This window comes from Pseudomonas sp. Irchel s3f19 (assembly GCF_900187555.1).
GTDB lineage: Bacteria > Pseudomonadota > Gammaproteobacteria > Pseudomonadales > Pseudomonadaceae > Aquipseudomonas > Aquipseudomonas capeferrum.
Window position 1 is genome coordinate 1 of sequence record NZ_FYDW01000019.1, and the last position, 16619, is coordinate 16619.

A 16619-nucleotide genomic window follows, 5' to 3' on the forward strand; every position below is an offset into this window, starting at 1 on the left:
CGCTGAGCGAGAAGTGGATCAAGCGGCAGGCACATGTCAGCGTTAAAGATCTGGAGGCGTCGATCGAGTACTACCTGGAAACCTACAACCAGAACCCGAAGCCATTTCGGTGGCACAAGAAGGCCGATGACATCCTTGCCTCAGTCGCTCGCGCGGCGCGAGCGCTGGGCAAATGATTTTCAGTGGTATTTCTGAAACACCACACTAGAGCTACGCAGTCGCTCCAGAGGTAATGGTATGCTGCCGCATAAGCAGCAGGACCAATCACACCTAACGCCTCAGCATCGTCTACAGTTGCTCTGCGAACTTCTATCAATCCATGCTCTCCTGTGCCATCTCACCAATTCCAATAAATCGCCTGAGAGCTTACATACTTATGTATACGTCTGTTTTGGGGCGACAGCGGACGCCCGCAACCTATATCCTTATACTCATCTCCCGCGCTCATATGCTGGGGTTAATGAAGTGCGATCTACAGTTATTGGCCGATAACTCATTCTGCAACCTAAAAGCTGATATTGAGTGCCGTAGCTGCTAACTTTGCCAACTCAAGCCTGCTTCTTGGCTCGGCACCGTCTTCGAGCATCCAGGTTGCCGACAATCCTGTCCATGCGAGCACCCATTGCAACAACCTTCGGCGATCAATACCGGAAGCATCTGCGATGAGTGCTATACGTCGTGCGAAGCAGTCCGGTGCAAGCGCGCTTGCTTCGTCGGGATTGCAGAGAATATTGGCATAATCAAAGCCGCGCTCGCCGCATAACCCCTTGGGATCAATGGCAAGCCATCCAGCTTGGCCGAAATCAAGCACATTACCGTGATGGATATCGCCGTGAAGTACTGCGACATCGCGTGGAGCAGCCAAAAGCTCGCGTGCCGCCCCCGCACAGTGTTCAAGAATGCCGCAGTGAGTAGCTGCCGCACTCAATAGCGATTCGAACCATTGCACGAGCGGAACCAGTTCAGGGATGGGCTTGGGGCGCGGTATGTGGAGACGGGCTACTACCGCACAGAGGATGCGAATGGCTTCGTCATCCCGGCCACTATTGACCATCTGGATGAGCGTGGCCGAGCCTTGCGCGCGCTTCATCAGTAAAGCTTCACCCTCGTGGGCCAGCACAGGCGCCGCACCGTCGCCGGCCCACCAAGCCATGAGCTGGCTGCCTGCTTGTTCCTCCGGCTCTTGTGAGATTTTAAGCATGGCGGGTACATTGCCTTGGCGAACGGGTAGTAGATTGCCGTTCAGCGAGACGAAAGCATCACCGTCGATTGTCAGTCCCCATCGTTTCAGATACTGATCAAACATAGGTTCTTCAAATTTAACACTGTCCATAACTATTTTTCATTCGAGCTCTATAAGCGCAGGATAAGTCTCTCGGGATCATCCGTCAAAAGGACATTGCCAGCAATAAGTATGCATTGACCAGAGCTTCGCTAAGCTACTGGAATAATAATTCTTACTGGTTGTTTCCTGTCACGAAGGTCTGAACGGGGCGAATGCAGTTAGTCGCATTTGATCTGGGGCATTCATGCGCCGCATTTCAGGTTTTTCTGCATAAATGCATTCTGAAGCGTTACGCCCAGGCGGATCGGAAATCCTCGCCGCACGACATGAAAACCGTGCAGTTCAAAGAACGCTTCAGCCGTCTTGCTGACGTCTGAAGTGAGTTCATCAATGCCAAGTAACCTGGCTTCTTCATGGATACGGTTCATGAGTAAAGTGCCTATTCCTTGCCGAGGATGAGTACCCGACACAAAGAAATGGTCGATGTAACCGTTCGATTGAATGTCGGCATAGCCCACAATTTTCCCGTCTACCTCAGCCACGAACGGGCGGAGGTTTCGAAGGTGCTCCGCCCATAGCGTTTGATCAAGATCGGCAGGAGCCCAGGCATCGACTTGATCTCGAGTGTAATCGAGTGACGCGATGTCATGTATGGCAGAGTAAAAAACACGGAACAGCGCAATCTCATCCCCGATTCTGAATCGTCGAATTACCCTGTGCTCCTCTCAAGGCTTCTTCAAAAAGAGAGAGTTTGCCACACCAGCTGCATGGCTGACGCGCAAACCGAAATCAAGCATGCCTGAAAGGCCGTCCGTGCTAGCAGGCTGCAATGGGTCGAGAGAAGGCAATCGGCACCGGCTCCTATGGACCCAATATAGACAGTGGGTGGCCGCTGGTTGCTTCGAAGCTATTCAATGAGCATCATCTGGGCTCGACAAGGAGACGTCCCCATGCCCACACCAGTGCTTCATCTCATGTCTGGCAAGATTGCATCCGGCAAATCAACTTTGGCAAAAAGTTTGGCTACCGAACTGTCGGCGATTCTGCTAAGCGAGGATCATTGGCTCTCAAAGCTTTACCCAGACCTAATCAAGTCAGTAACCGATTACGTACGCTTCTCGCGTCAGATTAGAGATGTGGTGGGCCCGCTCGTCACTGATGTGTTGCGTGCCGGGGTGACAGTCGTCCTGGATTTCCCTGCCAACACTCTCCAGGATCGGCAATGGTTGCGGGGCCTGGCTGACGCGGCCGAGGTTGCCCATTGCGTTCACTACATCGAGGTACACGACGATGTCTGTCGAAGCAGATTGCATATTCGTAACCGCCGTGCCGAACATGAATTTGGTGCGACCGACGCAGAGTTTGATCTGATCACCAGCTACTTTCAGCCGCCCGATAAGGATGAGGGGCTCCAGATCGAAATCCATCGCATTTGACGAAGATATCTCCAGAAAAATTGGGTCGCCTAGAGTGTCCACTCCTAGCCGATAGCAGGCATCTGTGAACGGCCGCAATGGGTCGGAAGCGGTCATCTGCGACCGACCGCTATCGACCCAACGCTGACGTTCGATAACCGCCCCTAATACCTTTCCTCTTGGAACAACCCACTCACCCACTCGACAAATACCCTCACATTGGGTGACAGATGACGGCGATCTGGAAACAGCACGGAAACGGTCTTCGGCTCGACTGGAACATCCGGCAGAACCTCCACTACACGCCCGCTATCGATGTATCGCTGCAACGCCGGGCGCAGCCCCTGTACCATCCCGATCCCCGCCAGTGCGCAGTAGAGCAAAGCCTCGGCATTGTCGACGACGATGCCGCTGCGCATCTTTACGCTAATCATTTTACCGTTGGCCCTGAATCGCCAAGGCATGATCTGGCGGCGCTGCTCAACCATGAAGTTGACTGCCAGGTGCGCCTGCAGATCATCCAGCGTGCCGGGTAAACCATGTTTCTTTACGTAGGCGGGAGCCGCGCAGGTCACCAAAGCGACCTCGCCGATACGTTTGGCAACCAGGCTCGAATCATCCAGATCACCGAGCCGCACGGAACAATCGATGCCTTCCGCGATAAGGTCGTTCAAGTTGTCAGAGGTTGCCAGAGATATTTCCAGGCCAGGGTAGCGCTCCATGAACTCGGGCAGTCGCGGGATTATCACCGCGTGACCGAGTACGGTCTGCATGTCGATCCTGAGCTTGCCTCGCGGCGGACGAGTCGGCGAAAACCAGTCCAGTGTGTCCGCTAGTTCAGCGAGTAATTTCAGGCTGCGTTCGTAGAACTCATCGCCAGCGGGCGTGGTGTTTACTCTGCGCGTGGTGCGGTGTAACAGCTGCACTCCCAATTCGTGCTCGAGATTTTGGATGAGCTTGGAGAGTGCCGGGCGATGTACATTGAGTGCCTCGGCCGCTTTGGTGTAGCTGCCATGCTCAACCACCGCCACGAACATTTGCATGGCTTCAATCAGGTTCATCGCCATCTTCCAGTTACCTGTGCATTGGGACAGACGTACTCTGCACTGAGGACGATAGCGAAGCTAGGCTCCCTCTCTCAGACACCAAAACAAAGTAAGCCATCACTGCTTGGAAGCAAACAGCGATGGCGTACGACGCCAGTCTCACTGCCGCAGGATGTTATTTAGTCAACCACGACGACGATCTTGCCGATCTGCGAATTCGACTCCATTCGGCGGTGTGCTGCCGCAATTTCATTGAGCGGGAAGACTTGGTCGATGACGGGCTTGAGCTGACCACCTGCCAAGCCTTTGGCAACGAATGCCTTGGCATTGGCCAGCTTTTGAATATCTGTGGTGATTTCGAACAGCTCGTAGCCGCGCACGGTCAGGTGTTTGCCAAGAATGTCGAAGACGGGAACCGGGATATCGCGATGATCGAGAGCGCCGTACTGGAAGAAAATCCCGTTGTTGGCCATGGACTTGATCAGCTTGGTTGCCTCGGGGCCACCAACCGGATCGAAAACAATACGCGCACCTTTGCCCTCGGTGATCGCTGCCACCTCGGCAATCAGATCCTCTTCCTGGGTGGCGATGACATGTTTTGCACCTGCATGCAGCAACGCCTGACGCTTGGCACTTGTGCGGGTAAGGGCCACCGGGATGGCTCCCTGCATGTTGGCGATCTGGATCGCTGCCAGGCCGACACTGCTCGACGCAGCCGGGATAAGCACGGTTTCGCCAACCTGTAGATTGCCGTACTCAATCAGGGCGCCGTATGCAGTAACAAACATCATCCAGCTGGCCGCTGCCTCCACGAAACTGAGGTTGGACGGATGCTTGACGACAGCATGCGCAGGCGCATTGACCACCTCGCCATACATGCCGTAATCAGCGAAAGAGAATGCCGGCACGACGCTAACTACGTCACCGGGAACAAGGTCGCGGACGTCACTGCCAACCGCGCGTACAATGCCGGCCGCTTCATAGCCCAGCTTCGCTGGGAACTGGGGATCAATCACGTACTGCCCAGTGCGGTACATGATTTCTGCACGATTCAAACCGATAGCTTTTACTTCGATCTGAACCTCGCCGCTTTTCGGCGTGGGTACTGCGACTTCATCGAGGATCAGAACATCAGCGTCACCGGTACGGTGAAAGTGAACAACCTTGGGCATGGCACACCTCATTAACGACAAGAGATAACGGTTCCTTCTGGAAGGCTGTGTTGATCCTACCCACCCTCTTGCCTGCGATAGAGAGCTGATCGGCTCATAAATTGGTACTCAAGAAGAACCAATCCCTAGCTGATCGGCAAACAGAAAGGCACGGATCCGCGAAGCGCAGCCATAGGTCGAAAGCGCCCGCTCATATGGATAACGGCTATCGACCCAGAGCAGACCCTGGGTGCTGGGGCACTTCACAGCCCACCGCCGGCAAGCCCAGCCCCCACATGCACAGCGCAGGCGTGTAAGCGGCTTCCATGTCATGGACGGCAGGTCCTGCCACCTGCGTCATCGCTGATTCACAACGGAATCTATATGGAAGCCAAACTCCGCACCGGCGTACACGGTGGCTATTGCACGCTTGACTGGAACAGTGGATGCGACGTCAACTTGGGCACCTTCGTTCGCCAACTTCCTCACATCGTAATGGGCCACTATGTGGCAATCGCTTGGTCGGATAGCGCGCGATATACCCTTAGCGCTGCTGAGATTGGGTCTGACAACGCACAGCGACGGGCGAAACACGGCCGTCGCTATCCACCCCAAGGCGTCTACGGCCGAAGGTCGGGCGCAGGCTGGCGGAAACCGCGTGTCAGCCAGGTGAGGTAGACCACGCCAAGGGCAAGCCAGCAAAGCCCAATGACAATCGCGGTCGCACTTAGCTGGCTTACCAGGTAAAGGTTCACGCACATACCCAGCAGTGGAAACAACAGATAACTCACCAGCCCGAGGCGCTCGCGCCGGCGAGCGCGGTAGTAGTAGCAGATGACGCACAGGTTCACCGCAGTGAAGCCAAGGAAGGCGCCGAAGTTGATGAAGGAGGTCGCCATTTCGAGCGTGAGGTTCAAACCCAGCAACCCGATCACTGCGGTGAGCAACAGGTTGAAAACCGGCGCCCCGGTCTTGGGGTTGAGCGTGCCGAAAAACGTTTTGGGCAGTATGTCGGCCCGGCCCATGAAGTAAAGCAGGCGGCTGGTGCTGAGTTGCACGATGAGGCCTGAGGCGAACCCGGAGATGATCAAACCGAGGTTAAGCCAGTCCGCAAAGACCTGCCCGCCTACTTCGATGGACATGAGGTAGGCCGCCGTCTGGGCATCTTCGAATACGCCACCGGGATGGACCAGCTGCATGATGTACGCGACCAGCGCAAACAGCAGGCCTGCCGTCGCCATCACCAGCACCACGGCGCGCGGGATGTTGCGCTTGGCGTCGCGCGTTTCCTCGGCCATGGTGGTGACCGCATCGAAGCCCAGATAGGAATAGGCCGCCACGGCTGCCGCTGCCGATACACCCATGAAGGTGCTGCTGGCGTTCCACAGGGGCGCGGTCAGGGACACCGGAGCCTGATGCAACAGGTGGATCAGGCACAACACCACAAACAGCAACACCAGGGCGAGGCCCAGCCCTGTCAGCAACTTGTTTGTGCGATCGGCAAGGCTGAGCCCCAGGACATTTACCAGCGTGGTCAGCCCGATATTGACCAACATCCACCCCCAGAACGGTATGCCAGGGAATTGCACATGGAGAAATACCGACTGCACCAACCAGGCGACCATGGGCATGAACAGGTAGTCCAGCAACACCAGCCAGCCCACCAGAAACCCTAACTGGCCGCCCAGCATTTGCCGGGCGTAGAAGTAGGCGGACCCGGAAACCGGAAACAGCCTGGCCATCTTGGCGTAGCTCAATGCCGACAACAGCATGGCGCCGGTGGCCAACAGGAAGGCGCTAGGCGCTGTGCCGGCGCTGCCCTGGGCAATGACACCAAAAATCACCAGCACCAGGCTAGGCGCCATGTAGGCCAGGCCGAAGAGCACCACCGAGGTCAGGCTGAGGCTGGCGGTCAATTTGACGGGATTATCGGCCATGTCAAAACTCCCTTTCAGTCATGAACGGGGGGACGGCGTAGAGGGGTGCCTTGCGGCCCACGGAAGCTGCATTGATCACGGTGGTGTTCCTGTTGGTGATGAAGCAGATGCGGCCGGTCCGGGCCGCATCCGCTTTCAGGTTTGGTTCAATAGCGGTACGAGACGAACATCTCGAATGCACTGAAATCGTCGTTGCCGTAGGTTTCGCGGGCGGCGGCAAGGGGCTTGACCCAGCTGTAGGACACGCTGGTGTAAACGCTGGCTGTGGGTGTCCATTCGACGAACAGCACGTTTTCGTCGGCGAAGCGTCGATCGCTGACGGCCCCACCGTTGAGCACTTTTTCATCCAGGTTGAACTGGTAATGAATGCCGCCCAGGTTCAGCGTGGGAGTCAGGTGCGTGCGTAGTGCCCACTGGCTTACGCGTTCGTTGCTGTTGAACAGCAGATAGTTACCGACGACGTCGCCAATCAACCAGGTACCCCAGTCGACATAGCCTTTACTAAGCGGGTCCCAGGCCTGCTGTTTGCCATCGCTCGGGTCGTCGTCGCCTGAGAAGGCGGCATAGCGATAGCTCAGCAATGGCTGCAGGGGCACGGAAGAAAAGGCATAGTCGGCCTGGGCATACCAAGCGCTGGCGTCGTAGTCGACACCGGCACCCGCGCCGCGCTGGACGGCATACTCGCCGTGCAGCGTGAGGTCGTCGACAAACGGCACCTTGCCTTGCAGCGCGCGCAGGTTGTACACCTGCATGCCGTCACGCGGGGTCAACCTGTCGGCTTCGTGCGACAGGGCGTCGACCTTCATCGCCATGGCGCCCAGGGTTACCGTACCGACCAGGTCGTAGTCGATATTCAGGCCGTTCATGCGAAAGTCACCCAGGTCATCATCCGTGCGCAAGCTGAATGCCTGGGCGCTGAGCGGGCCGTGGCTGTAGCCCAGAAGCGCAGCGTCGCGAAACGCAGTCCGTGGGCCAATCCAGTAGGCGGCATCGTCGAGCACGTCGAGGTTGCCGTCCATGACGATGAAACCGGTGCCGACCTTGTAGTCCTGGCGCCCGGCGCTGAACGACCAGTCCCCTTTGCGCACGCCGCCGTAAAAGGCTTCGATGGCCAGCCCATGATCGGAGCTGCGGGTGTAGCCGCCCGCATCGCCGTCGCCAAAGGTTGCAGCCCCCACCGAAGACGCGCCGCCGAACACTTCCAGTTCGGGGCTGATCTGATAGCGCAGGGTTGCGCCGGGCTTCAGGTACATCTCCTGCCAGACAGCCCGCTCGCCGGTATTGCGGCCACTGCGCAGGTCCACGCGCCCGGCACCGAAATTGACGTTGCGGGCGCTGATGCTGGCTATGCCTGCGGCCAGCGTCGCTTCCCCTGTAACGTCGCCAGCTTCGAAGGTATACCCGGCAAAGGCGCACGGGCTGAGTAAGGCGCCAAGCGCCGAAAGCGCCCGTGCCGGGGTGATGAAGAACATGCTGAGTACTCCCGATTCTTGTTGTTGTAATGACAAACCCGGTGCCTCGCGCGCGCACTGCCCCCTGGGCCTGAAGGCCCGGCGCGAGATAGAGGGGTGCGTGGCGGGATTGGCCCCGTTGCGGGGCGGCCCGTCAGCCGAAGCCTGGGTCTCGATGGACTTCCTGGCCTTCGAGCAGGGTGAGCAGCACTTGGGTCTGGGCGATCTCGCCGGGCGCGATCTCAAACAGGTTGCGGTCAAGCACGATCAGGTCCGCGTACTTGCCGACGCTGAGGCTGCCGGTACTGTCATCCCGCCAGGCGGCGTGGGCCGCATTGAGCGTATAGCCACGCAGTGCATCTTCAATGCTGATGCGGTGATGCGGGTTGTGCACCGGGTCGTCGGGGCCGGCATCGAGTGCCTGGCGGGTGACCGCAGATTGCAGGATCTGGAAGGGGTCATAGGTGCTCACGCCCCAGTCGCTGCTCATCATGCACGTCACGCCTTTGCGTACGAACTCACCGATGGGGAAGATCCATTGGCTGCGTTGCTCGCCCAGCATGGCGTGGGCGATGGCGTCGGCTTCAGGTTGCGGCTGCGCCCACAAAGGCTGGAAGTTGGCCAGGATGCCCAGGGTGGTGAAGCGGGGAATGTCGACCGGGGCCACCACCTGCAGGTGGGCGAGTTGGTGGCGCGAATCCCATTGGCCATTCTGTTGGCGGGCGTGGTCAATGCCATCCACCGCAGCACGCACCGCACCGTCGCCGATGGTGTGTACGTGCAACTGGAACCTCTCCCGGTCGAAGGCTGCGAAGTACTCGTTGATCTGCGCCTGGGTGAACATCAACTCGGCGTTGCCACCGGTGTCGTTTCGCGGCTCCAGAAACACTGCCGTACCGCTTTCCAGCACGCCGTCGAGGAAGAACTTGGCCGAGTGCATGCTTACTCGGTCGCCCTGGTAGGTGTTGCGCAGGTCCTGGAGTTCGCGAAGCTGCTCGTCCAGTGGCTTGTGCGCGAAGACCTTGGAGGTGGCACGAACGCGCAGGGTCAGGTCACCGCGCTCATAGGACGCCTGGTAGTTTTTCATGTAGTTGCGGTTGACCATGGCATCCAGCACGCCCGTGATGCCCCGGCGGTTGAATGCCTTGCTGAAGTGCTGCATGGCCTCGAGGTATTCCTCGTCAGTGTACCCGGGGGCGATACGATTCATTGCCCAGATCGCATCCTCCAACAGCCACCCCTTGGGCGTACCGTCGGCGTTGCGCACATAACTGCCGTTCTGCGGCTCAGGGCTTCCTGCGCGCACACCGGCCACCCCGAACGCAGCGCTGTTGGCCCAGCCATTGTGGTAGTCGTTGGCAAGCATGAGTGCCGGGCGCCCGCCCGTCACACTGTCGAGTAGCTCTTTGGTGAGCACGTCCGGGCTGAACAGGCTGGAGGAAAAGCCGACGCCCCGAATCCACGCCTTGTCGGGGTGGCGTTCGGCGAACGCGCGGATACAACTCAGCAGTTCATCAAGAGTACTCGCGGCGTATAGCGAGGCATTGTGATAGAGGTCGGCGCTGCTGAGCTGAAAGTGCACGTGGGTGTCTTGCAGGCCAGGCAACATCAGCCGCCCTTGTGCGTTGATGCGGCGCGTATCGGCGCCCGCCATGCGTTCGATATCGCCGTTGGCGCCCACGGCGACGATACGCCCCTGGTGCACGGCGATGGCCTGGGCCCTGGGCAGGTTAGGGTCCATGGTGTGGATGTCAGCGTGGGTAATGATCAAGTCTGCAGAGAGAGTCATGCGTACTCCGGTCAAGCGGATTTTTGTTATGCGAAGGGTCAGGTGCGACCATCAAGTACCGCTCTTTACCTTGCTCCAGAGCCGGGTGCGCACGCGCTCCAGTTTGAGCGGCAACGTTTCGAGCGGGTACAGCGTGGCCATGACGTCCTTCGGCGGGTATACCGCCGGGTTGTCGCGCAACTGCGGATTGATGAAGGCCGTGGCGTCCTTGTTGCCATTGGGGTAGCCGAGGTAGTCGGAGCTTTTGGCGATCACTTGCGGGCGCAGCATGTAGTTGATGAAGTCATAACCTTGCTGCGGGTGCGGTGCATCCTTGAGCAACACCATGTTTTCGAACCAGACCGGCGCGCCCTCCTTCGGAATGCTGTAGGCCAGCTTGACGCCGTTGTTGGCGTGGTCTGCCGTGACCTTGGCGTTGTACACCGAGCCGCCCCAGCCAACCACGGCACAGATGTCGCCATTGGCCAGGTCGGTGGTGAATTTCGAGGAATCGAAATAGCGGATGTACGGGCGGACTTTGAGCAGCAACGCTTCAGCCTTGCGGTAGTCTTCAGGCTCCTTGCTGTTCGGTGGCAGCCCCAGGTAACTCAGCGCAATAGGCACGATCTCCACGGGCGCATCCAGCATCGCCACGCCGCATTTGCTGAGCTTCGCGATGTTCTCTTCTTTGAATATCAGGTCCCAGGAGTCCACCGGCGCGTTCGTACCCAGCAGTTGCCGGACCTTGACCTGGTCATAGCCAATGCCCGTCGTGCCCCACATGTAGGGAACGGCGTAGCGGTTGCCCGGGTCGTTGCCTTGCTGTTTTTCCAGGATTTCCGGGGCCAGGTGCGTCCAGTTGCCCAGGCGTTCACGGTCTAGCGCCTGTATCACTCCAGCCTTGACCAGGCTGGGCAAGAGGTCGTCGGGTACCATCACCACGTCATAACCCGTGCGCCCGGCCATCAACTTGCTTTGCATCACTTCGGCATTGTCGAAGGCGTCCCAGATCAGCGAAATACCCGTATCTGCCTGGAATTCCTTGGGGGTTTCCGGTGCCAGAAAGTCGGACCAGTTATACAGGTGCACGCGGGCAGGCTCCGCGCGGGCAACGTTCAAGGTGGTGCCGAGCAGTGCGATGAGACCGAACCTGAGTAAAGGGTGAAGCTTCATGGAAGGCTCCTGGCGGAGTGCCGGCTGGCGACCGTGCAGTCCGCTGACTGTCGCTGGATTATTGTTATCGTTGGCGCGAGCCCGGTGGTGCTGGGCACGTCAAGCCTTGCTCAGGGAATCAGCAGTTCGCGTCGGCCATCGGCATGTTCGATGCGCTCACCGGGCAGCTGGAAGCGCTGGTCTGCCTGGTAGTGGTAGAGCGCACGGGCATCGGCCAGTTGAGTCATGTCCAACTCGATGACATGCCGGCACTCCTGGCGCCCGCTTTCCAGCAACACCTGCCCGAACGGGTCGACCACCGCACTGCCACCGGCGAACACGGTATTGTCCTCACCCTCCCCGACCCGGTTTACGACCACGGCAAACACCTGGTTTTCCTGCGCACGGGCGGTGACCGAGGTGCGGTGCACGTGGCCATAGGGTTCCATGTTGCCATCGGTGACCAGGATCAGCTCGGCGCCCAGGGCCGCCACAGCCCGGGCGGTTTCCGGGAACTCGGTGTCGTAGCAGATCAGCAGGCCGATGCGCACGCCCCGCCACGCCACGGTGCCATAGCGGTCGCCGGGCAACACCAGCCCGGGTTCGGAAACCCAGAGGTGGGTCTTGCGGTAACCGAGCTGCACTCCTTCGGGGGTGATGAACAGTGTCGTGTTGTAGTACTGCCCACCGTCGTTCTCGATCAGCCCCACGACCACCGCTACCTGGCGCTCATGCGCGGCCTGCTGGATGGCCAGGATACTGGGGCTGTCGAGGGTCAAGGCTTGTTCGGCAATGTTCTGCTGGTTCAGAAAGCCGGTGACCTGTGCTTCGGGAAAAACGATGATATCGACGCCTGGCGCGCAGTGGGCGATGGCGTCCAGGGTACGTCGCAGATTGTAGGCGGTGTCGCCATCGCGCCCCGCCAGTTGTACCAGTTCGAGCTTCATATTCGGACCTTGTTATCGGGCTGATTCCCGGTCAGGAAATAAGTGACTTTTGCAAAAGGTCGATGCAATTATGCGTTTTTTCAGCCTGTTTCCAATCACGTCGAGTGGTTAACCCCAGGGGGTAGATGCATGACACCAACGCTCCAGGACATGGCCTGGCATCGCGCTGCCGGCCACGTGATCGAACACCTGGACAAGGCTGATTTCTGGCGAACCTTGAGCCGCTTGATAGGCGAATACGTACCGATCGATAACTGGGCGGTGCTGTTGTTCAGCGAGGGTTGCCCGTTTGTATTCGCTGAAAGCCCGTATGAGGGAGAAGGCCCCGACCCGCTGTTTCATGACTACATCAAGGGCATGTACCTACTCGACCCTTTCTACATCGCCAACCGCGAGCAACCGGCCACCGGGCTGTTCCGCCTGGCGGACGTGGCGCCGGAGCGCTTCAGGGACACCGAATACCACCAGCGCTACTTCAACCATTATGTGAAACAGGACGAACTGCACTACAACGTGCGGCTCGATGAGGTGCGCAGCCTGTGCCTGTCCCTGGGCAGCCGGCACCTGTTCACGCCGGAGCAGGTTTCGCTGCTGGAGATGATTCGCCCGTGGGTCGTGGGCCTGATGCGCCAACGCATGTTTTTCGAGGCGGCGATGCCTGAAAGCGCGCCACGCCAGGCACCTCGCTGGCAAGCCAACCTAGAAGAGGCCATGGTGCGCCTCGGCACGCCGCTGACCGCCAGGGAGCTGGATGTGATCCGCCTGATCCTCAGCGGCTGCTCGAACAAGGAAGTGGCCAGCAAGCTGGGGATCTCGGCCGAAACCGTCAAGGTGCACCGCCGGCATGTCTACGCGAAGTTGAATGTAAAATCGCCGCAAGAACTGTTTGCGCTGTTCCACAAGGCACAGGTTGAAAACGCTTGAACGGGAGCTGGCACGCCACAGGTGCACGGCCCCTGACAGGTAGAATCTGCCGAGCCGGTCATGGCGCATTCACGGAAACAACAGCGATTCATCCTGTTTGGGCTGCTCCCAAGCGCTTTATGGAATATCCTTGCACCACGCAATCAACTTCGAAGCAGTGAATTGAACGATGGGTTTTGAACAACTAGCTGAGCTACGTGACCGCCTCAGGTCGGAAAAACAACAGGTCAAGGCCGATAGCGCGAAACACCCCAAGCGCAAGCCTTCCCCGCAGGCGAAGCCTCGTGCCCAGGATCCGGCGGTGGAAGCGATCTGGCCATTGCAGAAGCATTTTCCATTGGCCTTCCCTGTCAACCCTGCCCCCAAGGTGCCGCTCAAGGAGGGTATTTTCAAGGATGCCGAGCAACACCTGGAGCTGCTGGGTCTGACCCGCGAGCAGCTTAAGCTGGGCATCTCTACCTGGTGTCGCGGAGCTCGATACTGGGCAAGCATGGTGGAGGGTGCGCCGCGTTTGGACTTGAGTGGACAACCCTCTGGCACCGTGACCGCCGCACAGGCGCTGCACGCGAAGCAACAAGCTTCGCGGCAACGCAGCCAGGGCCGACGTGATCGTATGAAGCCAAAAGCGAGCGCCCCGGCCACTGCCGCCGATACCACAGCGCAACAGACTACAGACTGAGTTCAGTCGCGCTCAGCCCGGTCAGGCGGCTCTCTTTGCCTGCTGTTCCAGGTGCACCTGCAATGTCGGATCGATTTGCAGTGCGCCGGCCAGCTCGTCAAGGTAGGCCCGCTCTGCGGGCTGCTGGTCATCCACCAGCATCACACTGGCCAAGTACATTTCCGCGGCCATGGCCGGGTCCTGAGCCGACTGTGCCACTTCTGCAGCATCGAGTGGCTTGCTGACTTCCTCATCCAGCCATTGCTGCAGCTGCGGGTCGCTGGTGTGACGTTTGATTTCGGCGTAGATCAACTGTTGTTCTTGCTCGTCGATGCGACCGTCGGCCTTGGCTGCCGCAATCAGCGCGCGCAAGATCGCATGGCTGTGGTCTTCGGCCTCGGGGCCGCTCAATTGATCCACAGTGCGCACAGCTTGTTGCGGAGCGGCCGCCTGGCTGCGCTGCCAGCTTTGATAGGCCTGGTAAGCCATCATGCCCAACGACGCCAGGGCCGCATAATTGACGCCACCTGCGGAGCGCCCTTGGCTATTGCCGCCCGCGCTGCTGCCCCCACGGCCACCCAACAGGCCGCCCAGTAAACCACCCAGGCCACCGCCGCCGTCCGTTGCATTGCCGCCGCCAAGCAAACCGCCCAGCAAACCACCCAGGCCGTCTTGCGACGACATGCTGCCACTGCCTTGTTGCGCCCGTGAGCCCTGCCCGGCGCGAAGTAACTGTTCGAGTAAATCACTAGTGTTCATGGCACCGCCCTCGGTCGGTAGTCGTTGCCCAACCCAGCAACGATAGCCCCCTCAAGGTGATCCGCCATGACCGTTTGGCCGACGGGTGGCCTGGGGAGTACCGAGCAGTCAGGTAGACTGCGCTGCTTGCGTCAACCTCTGCATCACCTGCGCAACCATCTGCTCAGCACTACTCACGCCATCCACCCGTAAAACCGCAGACGTCCGCGCCGCCAACCACGCCTCATGCCACGCCCGGTTGCGGCCAGAAAAGCTCGGGTCGTCATACTGCGAAGCCCATTCGCGGAAGGCCACATGGATCGCGTGCATGTCACCGCCCGGTGCAATCCGCTCGCCAAAGCGCGCCTTTTCACGTGCGGCCAGCCGCTCAAGGCGAACCGGCGTTGGTGTGACAACGAACACCGTAAGGTCTACAGTGGCAACCAGCGCATCGCCCCAGCCCAGGCACGAACCGGTCAGCACCCAATCGTCGCCACCCAGCCTTTGCTGCAACAAAGCCACGCGCTCATCGACAGGCCGCTTGGTGGTAAATTGAGGGTTGGTGGGCATCCAGTAAAAATCGTCGACATCGACATGCTGCAAGCCGAGCTGCCTTGCGAGGTTTTGACCCAGCGTGGTCACACCGGCGCACGATGCCCCTGTAATGTAGATACGCAATTTATCCTCCATGAATGCAAGCCGAATTCGGGGCCGCACCATACACCATAGCCCTCGGCAGCAAACAGCAGGCGCTCTGCACTGGGCGTCTTATCGATCGTACTGATGATTACTATCGAGCCGCGCGCCTGTGTGGTGGCGCCAACCCCCTCGTATAATCGCCTTCAATTTTCGCCCTCTCCTCGCCTGCTGCAGGCGACATCCCCCTTGGAACCCAGCATCATGCCAAGCGACAGCCAGGCCCCTAGCGGCCTTCCCGAACATAACCAACAAAGCGTCAAACAGCAGTGGCTGGCGATTCTTTCGGTCGCCGTGGGTGCCTTCGCCCTGGTCACCAGTGAGTTTCTGCCGGTGGGCGTGCTCAACGACGTTGCCAGCGACCTCGGCATCAGCGCAGGCCAGGCCGGCCTGATGGTGACCCTGCCCGGCATCATGGCCGCCCTCGCCGCCCCTTTGCTGTCGGTGGGCATTGGCGCCATGGACCGCCGTTACCTGCTGATCGGCCTGACGCTGATCATGATCATCGCCAACGCGGTGGTGGCCTACGCCAGTGACTTCAGCCTGCTGCTGTTCGGCCGCGTCCTGCTGGGCGTCAGCATCGGCGGTTTCTGGGCCACGGCCATTGCCCTCAGCGGCCGCCTGGCACCCAAAGGCGTGGGCGTTGCCCAGGCCACCTCGATCATCATGGTCGGGGTAACCCTGGCCACCGTGCTGGGCGTGCCCGTGGGCACCTGGCTGAGTGGCCTGATGGGCTGGCGCATGACCTTCCTGGTTACCGCGCTGGTGGGCGTGCCGGTGCTGCTGGCGCAGGTCCTGCTGCTACCGCGGCTCAACCCGGACAAGGCCATCCGCATCAGTGACCTGCCGGCCCTGTTCATCAACCCGCAAGCGCGGGTTGGGTTGATTGCGGTATTGCTGATTGGCCTGGCGCACTTTGCCGCGTACACCTATGTGGCACCCTTCTTCAAACAGAACGCCGGCTTCGATGGGCCGACGATTGGCTCGCTGCTGTTGCTGTATGGCGTGGCAGGGGTAATCGGCAACATCTTCGCCGGCTTCGCCGCCAACCGCAGCGTGCGCCACACCCTGATGCTGGTGGCCGTGATGATTGGCGTCAGCACCGCCCTGTTCCCCCACTTCGCCACGGGCATGACCGGCGCTGCAATGTTGATCGCACTGTGGGGCTTCGCCTTCGGCGCCTTCCCGGCGTGTGCCAGTATCTGGATGTTTGTGGTCGCGCCCAAGGATGTCGAACGCGGCATGCCCCTGTTCGTGGCGATGTTCCAGGTGATTATTGCGCTGGGCTCGTTCTTTGGCGGGCAGATCGTCGACCAGTTGGGCAGCTCGGTGCTGTTGAGCCTGGCCACGGTGCTGGTGGGCTGCGGCTTTGTCACGGTGCTGGTGTTGGGGCGTAGCGTCACTAACCGATTGGCCGTTCAGCCCTGCTGACAGGCCGCAGTAAAAAACCG

Annotated in this window: 15 protein-coding genes and 1 pseudogene; 5 read left to right on the forward strand and 11 right to left on the reverse strand. The window is 59.6% G+C overall.

From position 1 onward, the window contains the following. A pseudogene (locus CKW22_RS25880) lies at window positions 1-176 on the forward strand (IS630 family transposase); the annotation flags it as partial. A gap of 329 nt (window positions 177-505) precedes the next feature. Here CKW22_RS25880 and CKW22_RS25885 read toward each other — a convergent pair. Next, the gene (locus tag CKW22_RS25885) at window positions 506-1306 is read right to left on the reverse strand and encodes an aminoglycoside phosphotransferase family protein (RefSeq protein WP_177447968.1); all 801 of its coding nucleotides are present in this window, start codon (window positions 1304-1306) and stop codon (window positions 506-508) included. Between the two features lie 221 nt (window positions 1307-1527). Then, complete coding sequence (locus CKW22_RS25890) at window positions 1528-1995, reverse strand: GNAT family N-acetyltransferase (protein ID WP_047583788.1); 468 nt, start codon at window positions 1993-1995, stop codon at window positions 1528-1530. A gap of 240 nt (window positions 1996-2235) precedes the next feature. Here CKW22_RS25890 and CKW22_RS25895 point away from each other — a divergent pair, with 240 nt between their 5' ends. After that, complete coding sequence (locus CKW22_RS25895) at window positions 2236-2721, forward strand: ATP-binding protein (protein ID WP_095065514.1); 486 nt, start codon at window positions 2236-2238, stop codon at window positions 2719-2721. Between the two features lie 143 nt (window positions 2722-2864). On the opposite strand, the gene CKW22_RS25900 is transcribed toward CKW22_RS25895, so the two are convergent. From CKW22_RS25900 to CKW22_RS25930, 7 genes are all read right to left on the reverse strand, one after another. Then, window positions 2865-3761: a LysR family transcriptional regulator gene (locus tag CKW22_RS25900; RefSeq protein WP_033698646.1), complete on the reverse strand. Its 897-nt coding sequence runs from the start codon at window positions 3759-3761 to the stop codon at window positions 2865-2867. Between the two features lie 164 nt (window positions 3762-3925). Then, complete coding sequence (locus CKW22_RS25905) at window positions 3926-4918, reverse strand: zinc-dependent alcohol dehydrogenase family protein (protein WP_033698647.1); 993 nt, start codon at window positions 4916-4918, stop codon at window positions 3926-3928. 599 nt (window positions 4919-5517) lie between these two features. Further along, window positions 5518-6834, reverse strand: coding sequence for an APC family permease (locus CKW22_RS25910; RefSeq protein ID WP_033698648.1), 1317 nt, complete (start codon window positions 6832-6834; stop codon window positions 5518-5520). 146 nt (window positions 6835-6980) lie between these two features. Further along, the gene (locus tag CKW22_RS25915; RefSeq protein WP_095065516.1) at window positions 6981-8306 is read right to left on the reverse strand and encodes an alginate export family protein; all 1326 of its coding nucleotides are present in this window, start codon (window positions 8304-8306) and stop codon (window positions 6981-6983) included. A 133-nt stretch (window positions 8307-8439) separates the two neighbouring features. Beyond that, window positions 8440-10074: an amidohydrolase gene (locus tag CKW22_RS25920; protein ID WP_095065518.1), complete on the reverse strand. Its 1635-nt coding sequence runs from the start codon at window positions 10072-10074 to the stop codon at window positions 8440-8442. Between the two features lie 51 nt (window positions 10075-10125). After that, a complete protein-coding gene (locus CKW22_RS25925; RefSeq protein ID WP_095065520.1) occupies window positions 10126-11226 on the reverse strand; it encodes a polyamine ABC transporter substrate-binding protein in 1101 nt (366 codons plus the stop codon). Between the two features lie 110 nt (window positions 11227-11336). Beyond that, the gene (locus CKW22_RS25930) at window positions 11337-12152 is read right to left on the reverse strand and encodes a carbon-nitrogen hydrolase family protein (protein ID WP_033698654.1); all 816 of its coding nucleotides are present in this window, start codon (window positions 12150-12152) and stop codon (window positions 11337-11339) included. Window positions 12153-12281: 129 nt separating this feature from the next. Here CKW22_RS25930 and CKW22_RS25935 point away from each other — a divergent pair, with 129 nt between their 5' ends. Beyond that, window positions 12282-13076, forward strand: coding sequence for a helix-turn-helix transcriptional regulator (locus tag CKW22_RS25935; RefSeq protein ID WP_033698655.1), 795 nt, complete (start codon window positions 12282-12284; stop codon window positions 13074-13076). 169 nt (window positions 13077-13245) lie between these two features. Beyond that, a complete protein-coding gene (locus tag CKW22_RS25940) occupies window positions 13246-13755 on the forward strand; it encodes a ProQ/FinO family protein (RefSeq protein WP_095065522.1) in 510 nt (169 codons plus the stop codon). Between the two features lie 21 nt (window positions 13756-13776). On the opposite strand, the gene CKW22_RS25945 is transcribed toward CKW22_RS25940, so the two are convergent. Both CKW22_RS25945 and CKW22_RS25950 read right to left on the reverse strand, forming a co-directional pair. Continuing rightward, a complete protein-coding gene (locus tag CKW22_RS25945; protein WP_033698659.1) occupies window positions 13777-14493 on the reverse strand; it encodes a tellurite resistance TerB family protein in 717 nt (238 codons plus the stop codon). Window positions 14494-14601: 108 nt separating this feature from the next. Further along, window positions 14602-15150 carry an adenylate kinase gene (locus CKW22_RS25950; protein ID WP_095065560.1) on the reverse strand — a complete coding sequence of 183 codons (549 nt, stop codon included), beginning with the start codon at window positions 15148-15150 and terminating at the stop codon, window positions 14602-14604. A 222-nt stretch (window positions 15151-15372) separates the two neighbouring features. On the opposite strand from CKW22_RS25950, the gene CKW22_RS25955 reads away from it, so the two are divergent. Continuing rightward, on the forward strand, window positions 15373-16599 hold the full coding sequence (locus CKW22_RS25955) for an MFS transporter (RefSeq protein ID WP_095065562.1): 1227 nt from the start codon (window positions 15373-15375) through the stop codon (window positions 16597-16599). The last annotated feature ends 20 nt before the right edge of the window (window positions 16600-16619 follow it).

What these genes read in the sequence shown, in the direction of transcription:
- CKW22_RS25945 (WP_033698659.1), bottom strand. Translation starts at nt 14,493, where the DNA reads ATGAACACTAGTGATTTACTCGAACAGTTACTTCGCGCCGGGCAGGGC.
- CKW22_RS25910 (WP_033698648.1), bottom strand. Translation starts at nt 6,834, where the DNA reads ATGGCCGATAATCCCGTCAAATTGACCGCCAGCCTCAGCCTGACCTCG.
- CKW22_RS25885 (WP_177447968.1), bottom strand. Translation starts at nt 1,306, where the DNA reads ATGTTTGATCAGTATCTGAAACGATGGGGACTGACAATCGACGGTGAT.
- CKW22_RS25940 (WP_095065522.1), top strand. Translation starts at nt 13,246, where the DNA reads ATGGGTTTTGAACAACTAGCTGAGCTACGTGACCGCCTCAGGTCGGAA.
- CKW22_RS25920 (WP_095065518.1), bottom strand. Translation starts at nt 10,074, where the DNA reads ATGACTCTCTCTGCAGACTTGATCATTACCCACGCTGACATCCACACC.
- CKW22_RS25905 (WP_033698647.1), bottom strand. Translation starts at nt 4,918, where the DNA reads ATGCCCAAGGTTGTTCACTTTCACCGTACCGGTGACGCTGATGTTCTG.
- CKW22_RS25930 (WP_033698654.1), bottom strand. Translation starts at nt 12,152, where the DNA reads ATGAAGCTCGAACTGGTACAACTGGCGGGGCGCGATGGCGACACCGCC.
- CKW22_RS25925 (WP_095065520.1), bottom strand. Translation starts at nt 11,226, where the DNA reads ATGAAGCTTCACCCTTTACTCAGGTTCGGTCTCATCGCACTGCTCGGC.
- CKW22_RS25895 (WP_095065514.1), top strand. Translation starts at nt 2,236, where the DNA reads ATGCCCACACCAGTGCTTCATCTCATGTCTGGCAAGATTGCATCCGGC.
- CKW22_RS25900 (WP_033698646.1), bottom strand. Translation starts at nt 3,761, where the DNA reads ATGAACCTGATTGAAGCCATGCAAATGTTCGTGGCGGTGGTTGAGCAT.
- CKW22_RS25915 (WP_095065516.1), bottom strand. Translation starts at nt 8,306, where the DNA reads ATGTTCTTCATCACCCCGGCACGGGCGCTTTCGGCGCTTGGCGCCTTA.
- CKW22_RS25955 (WP_095065562.1), top strand. Translation starts at nt 15,373, where the DNA reads ATGCCAAGCGACAGCCAGGCCCCTAGCGGCCTTCCCGAACATAACCAA.
- CKW22_RS25935 (WP_033698655.1), top strand. Translation starts at nt 12,282, where the DNA reads ATGACACCAACGCTCCAGGACATGGCCTGGCATCGCGCTGCCGGCCAC.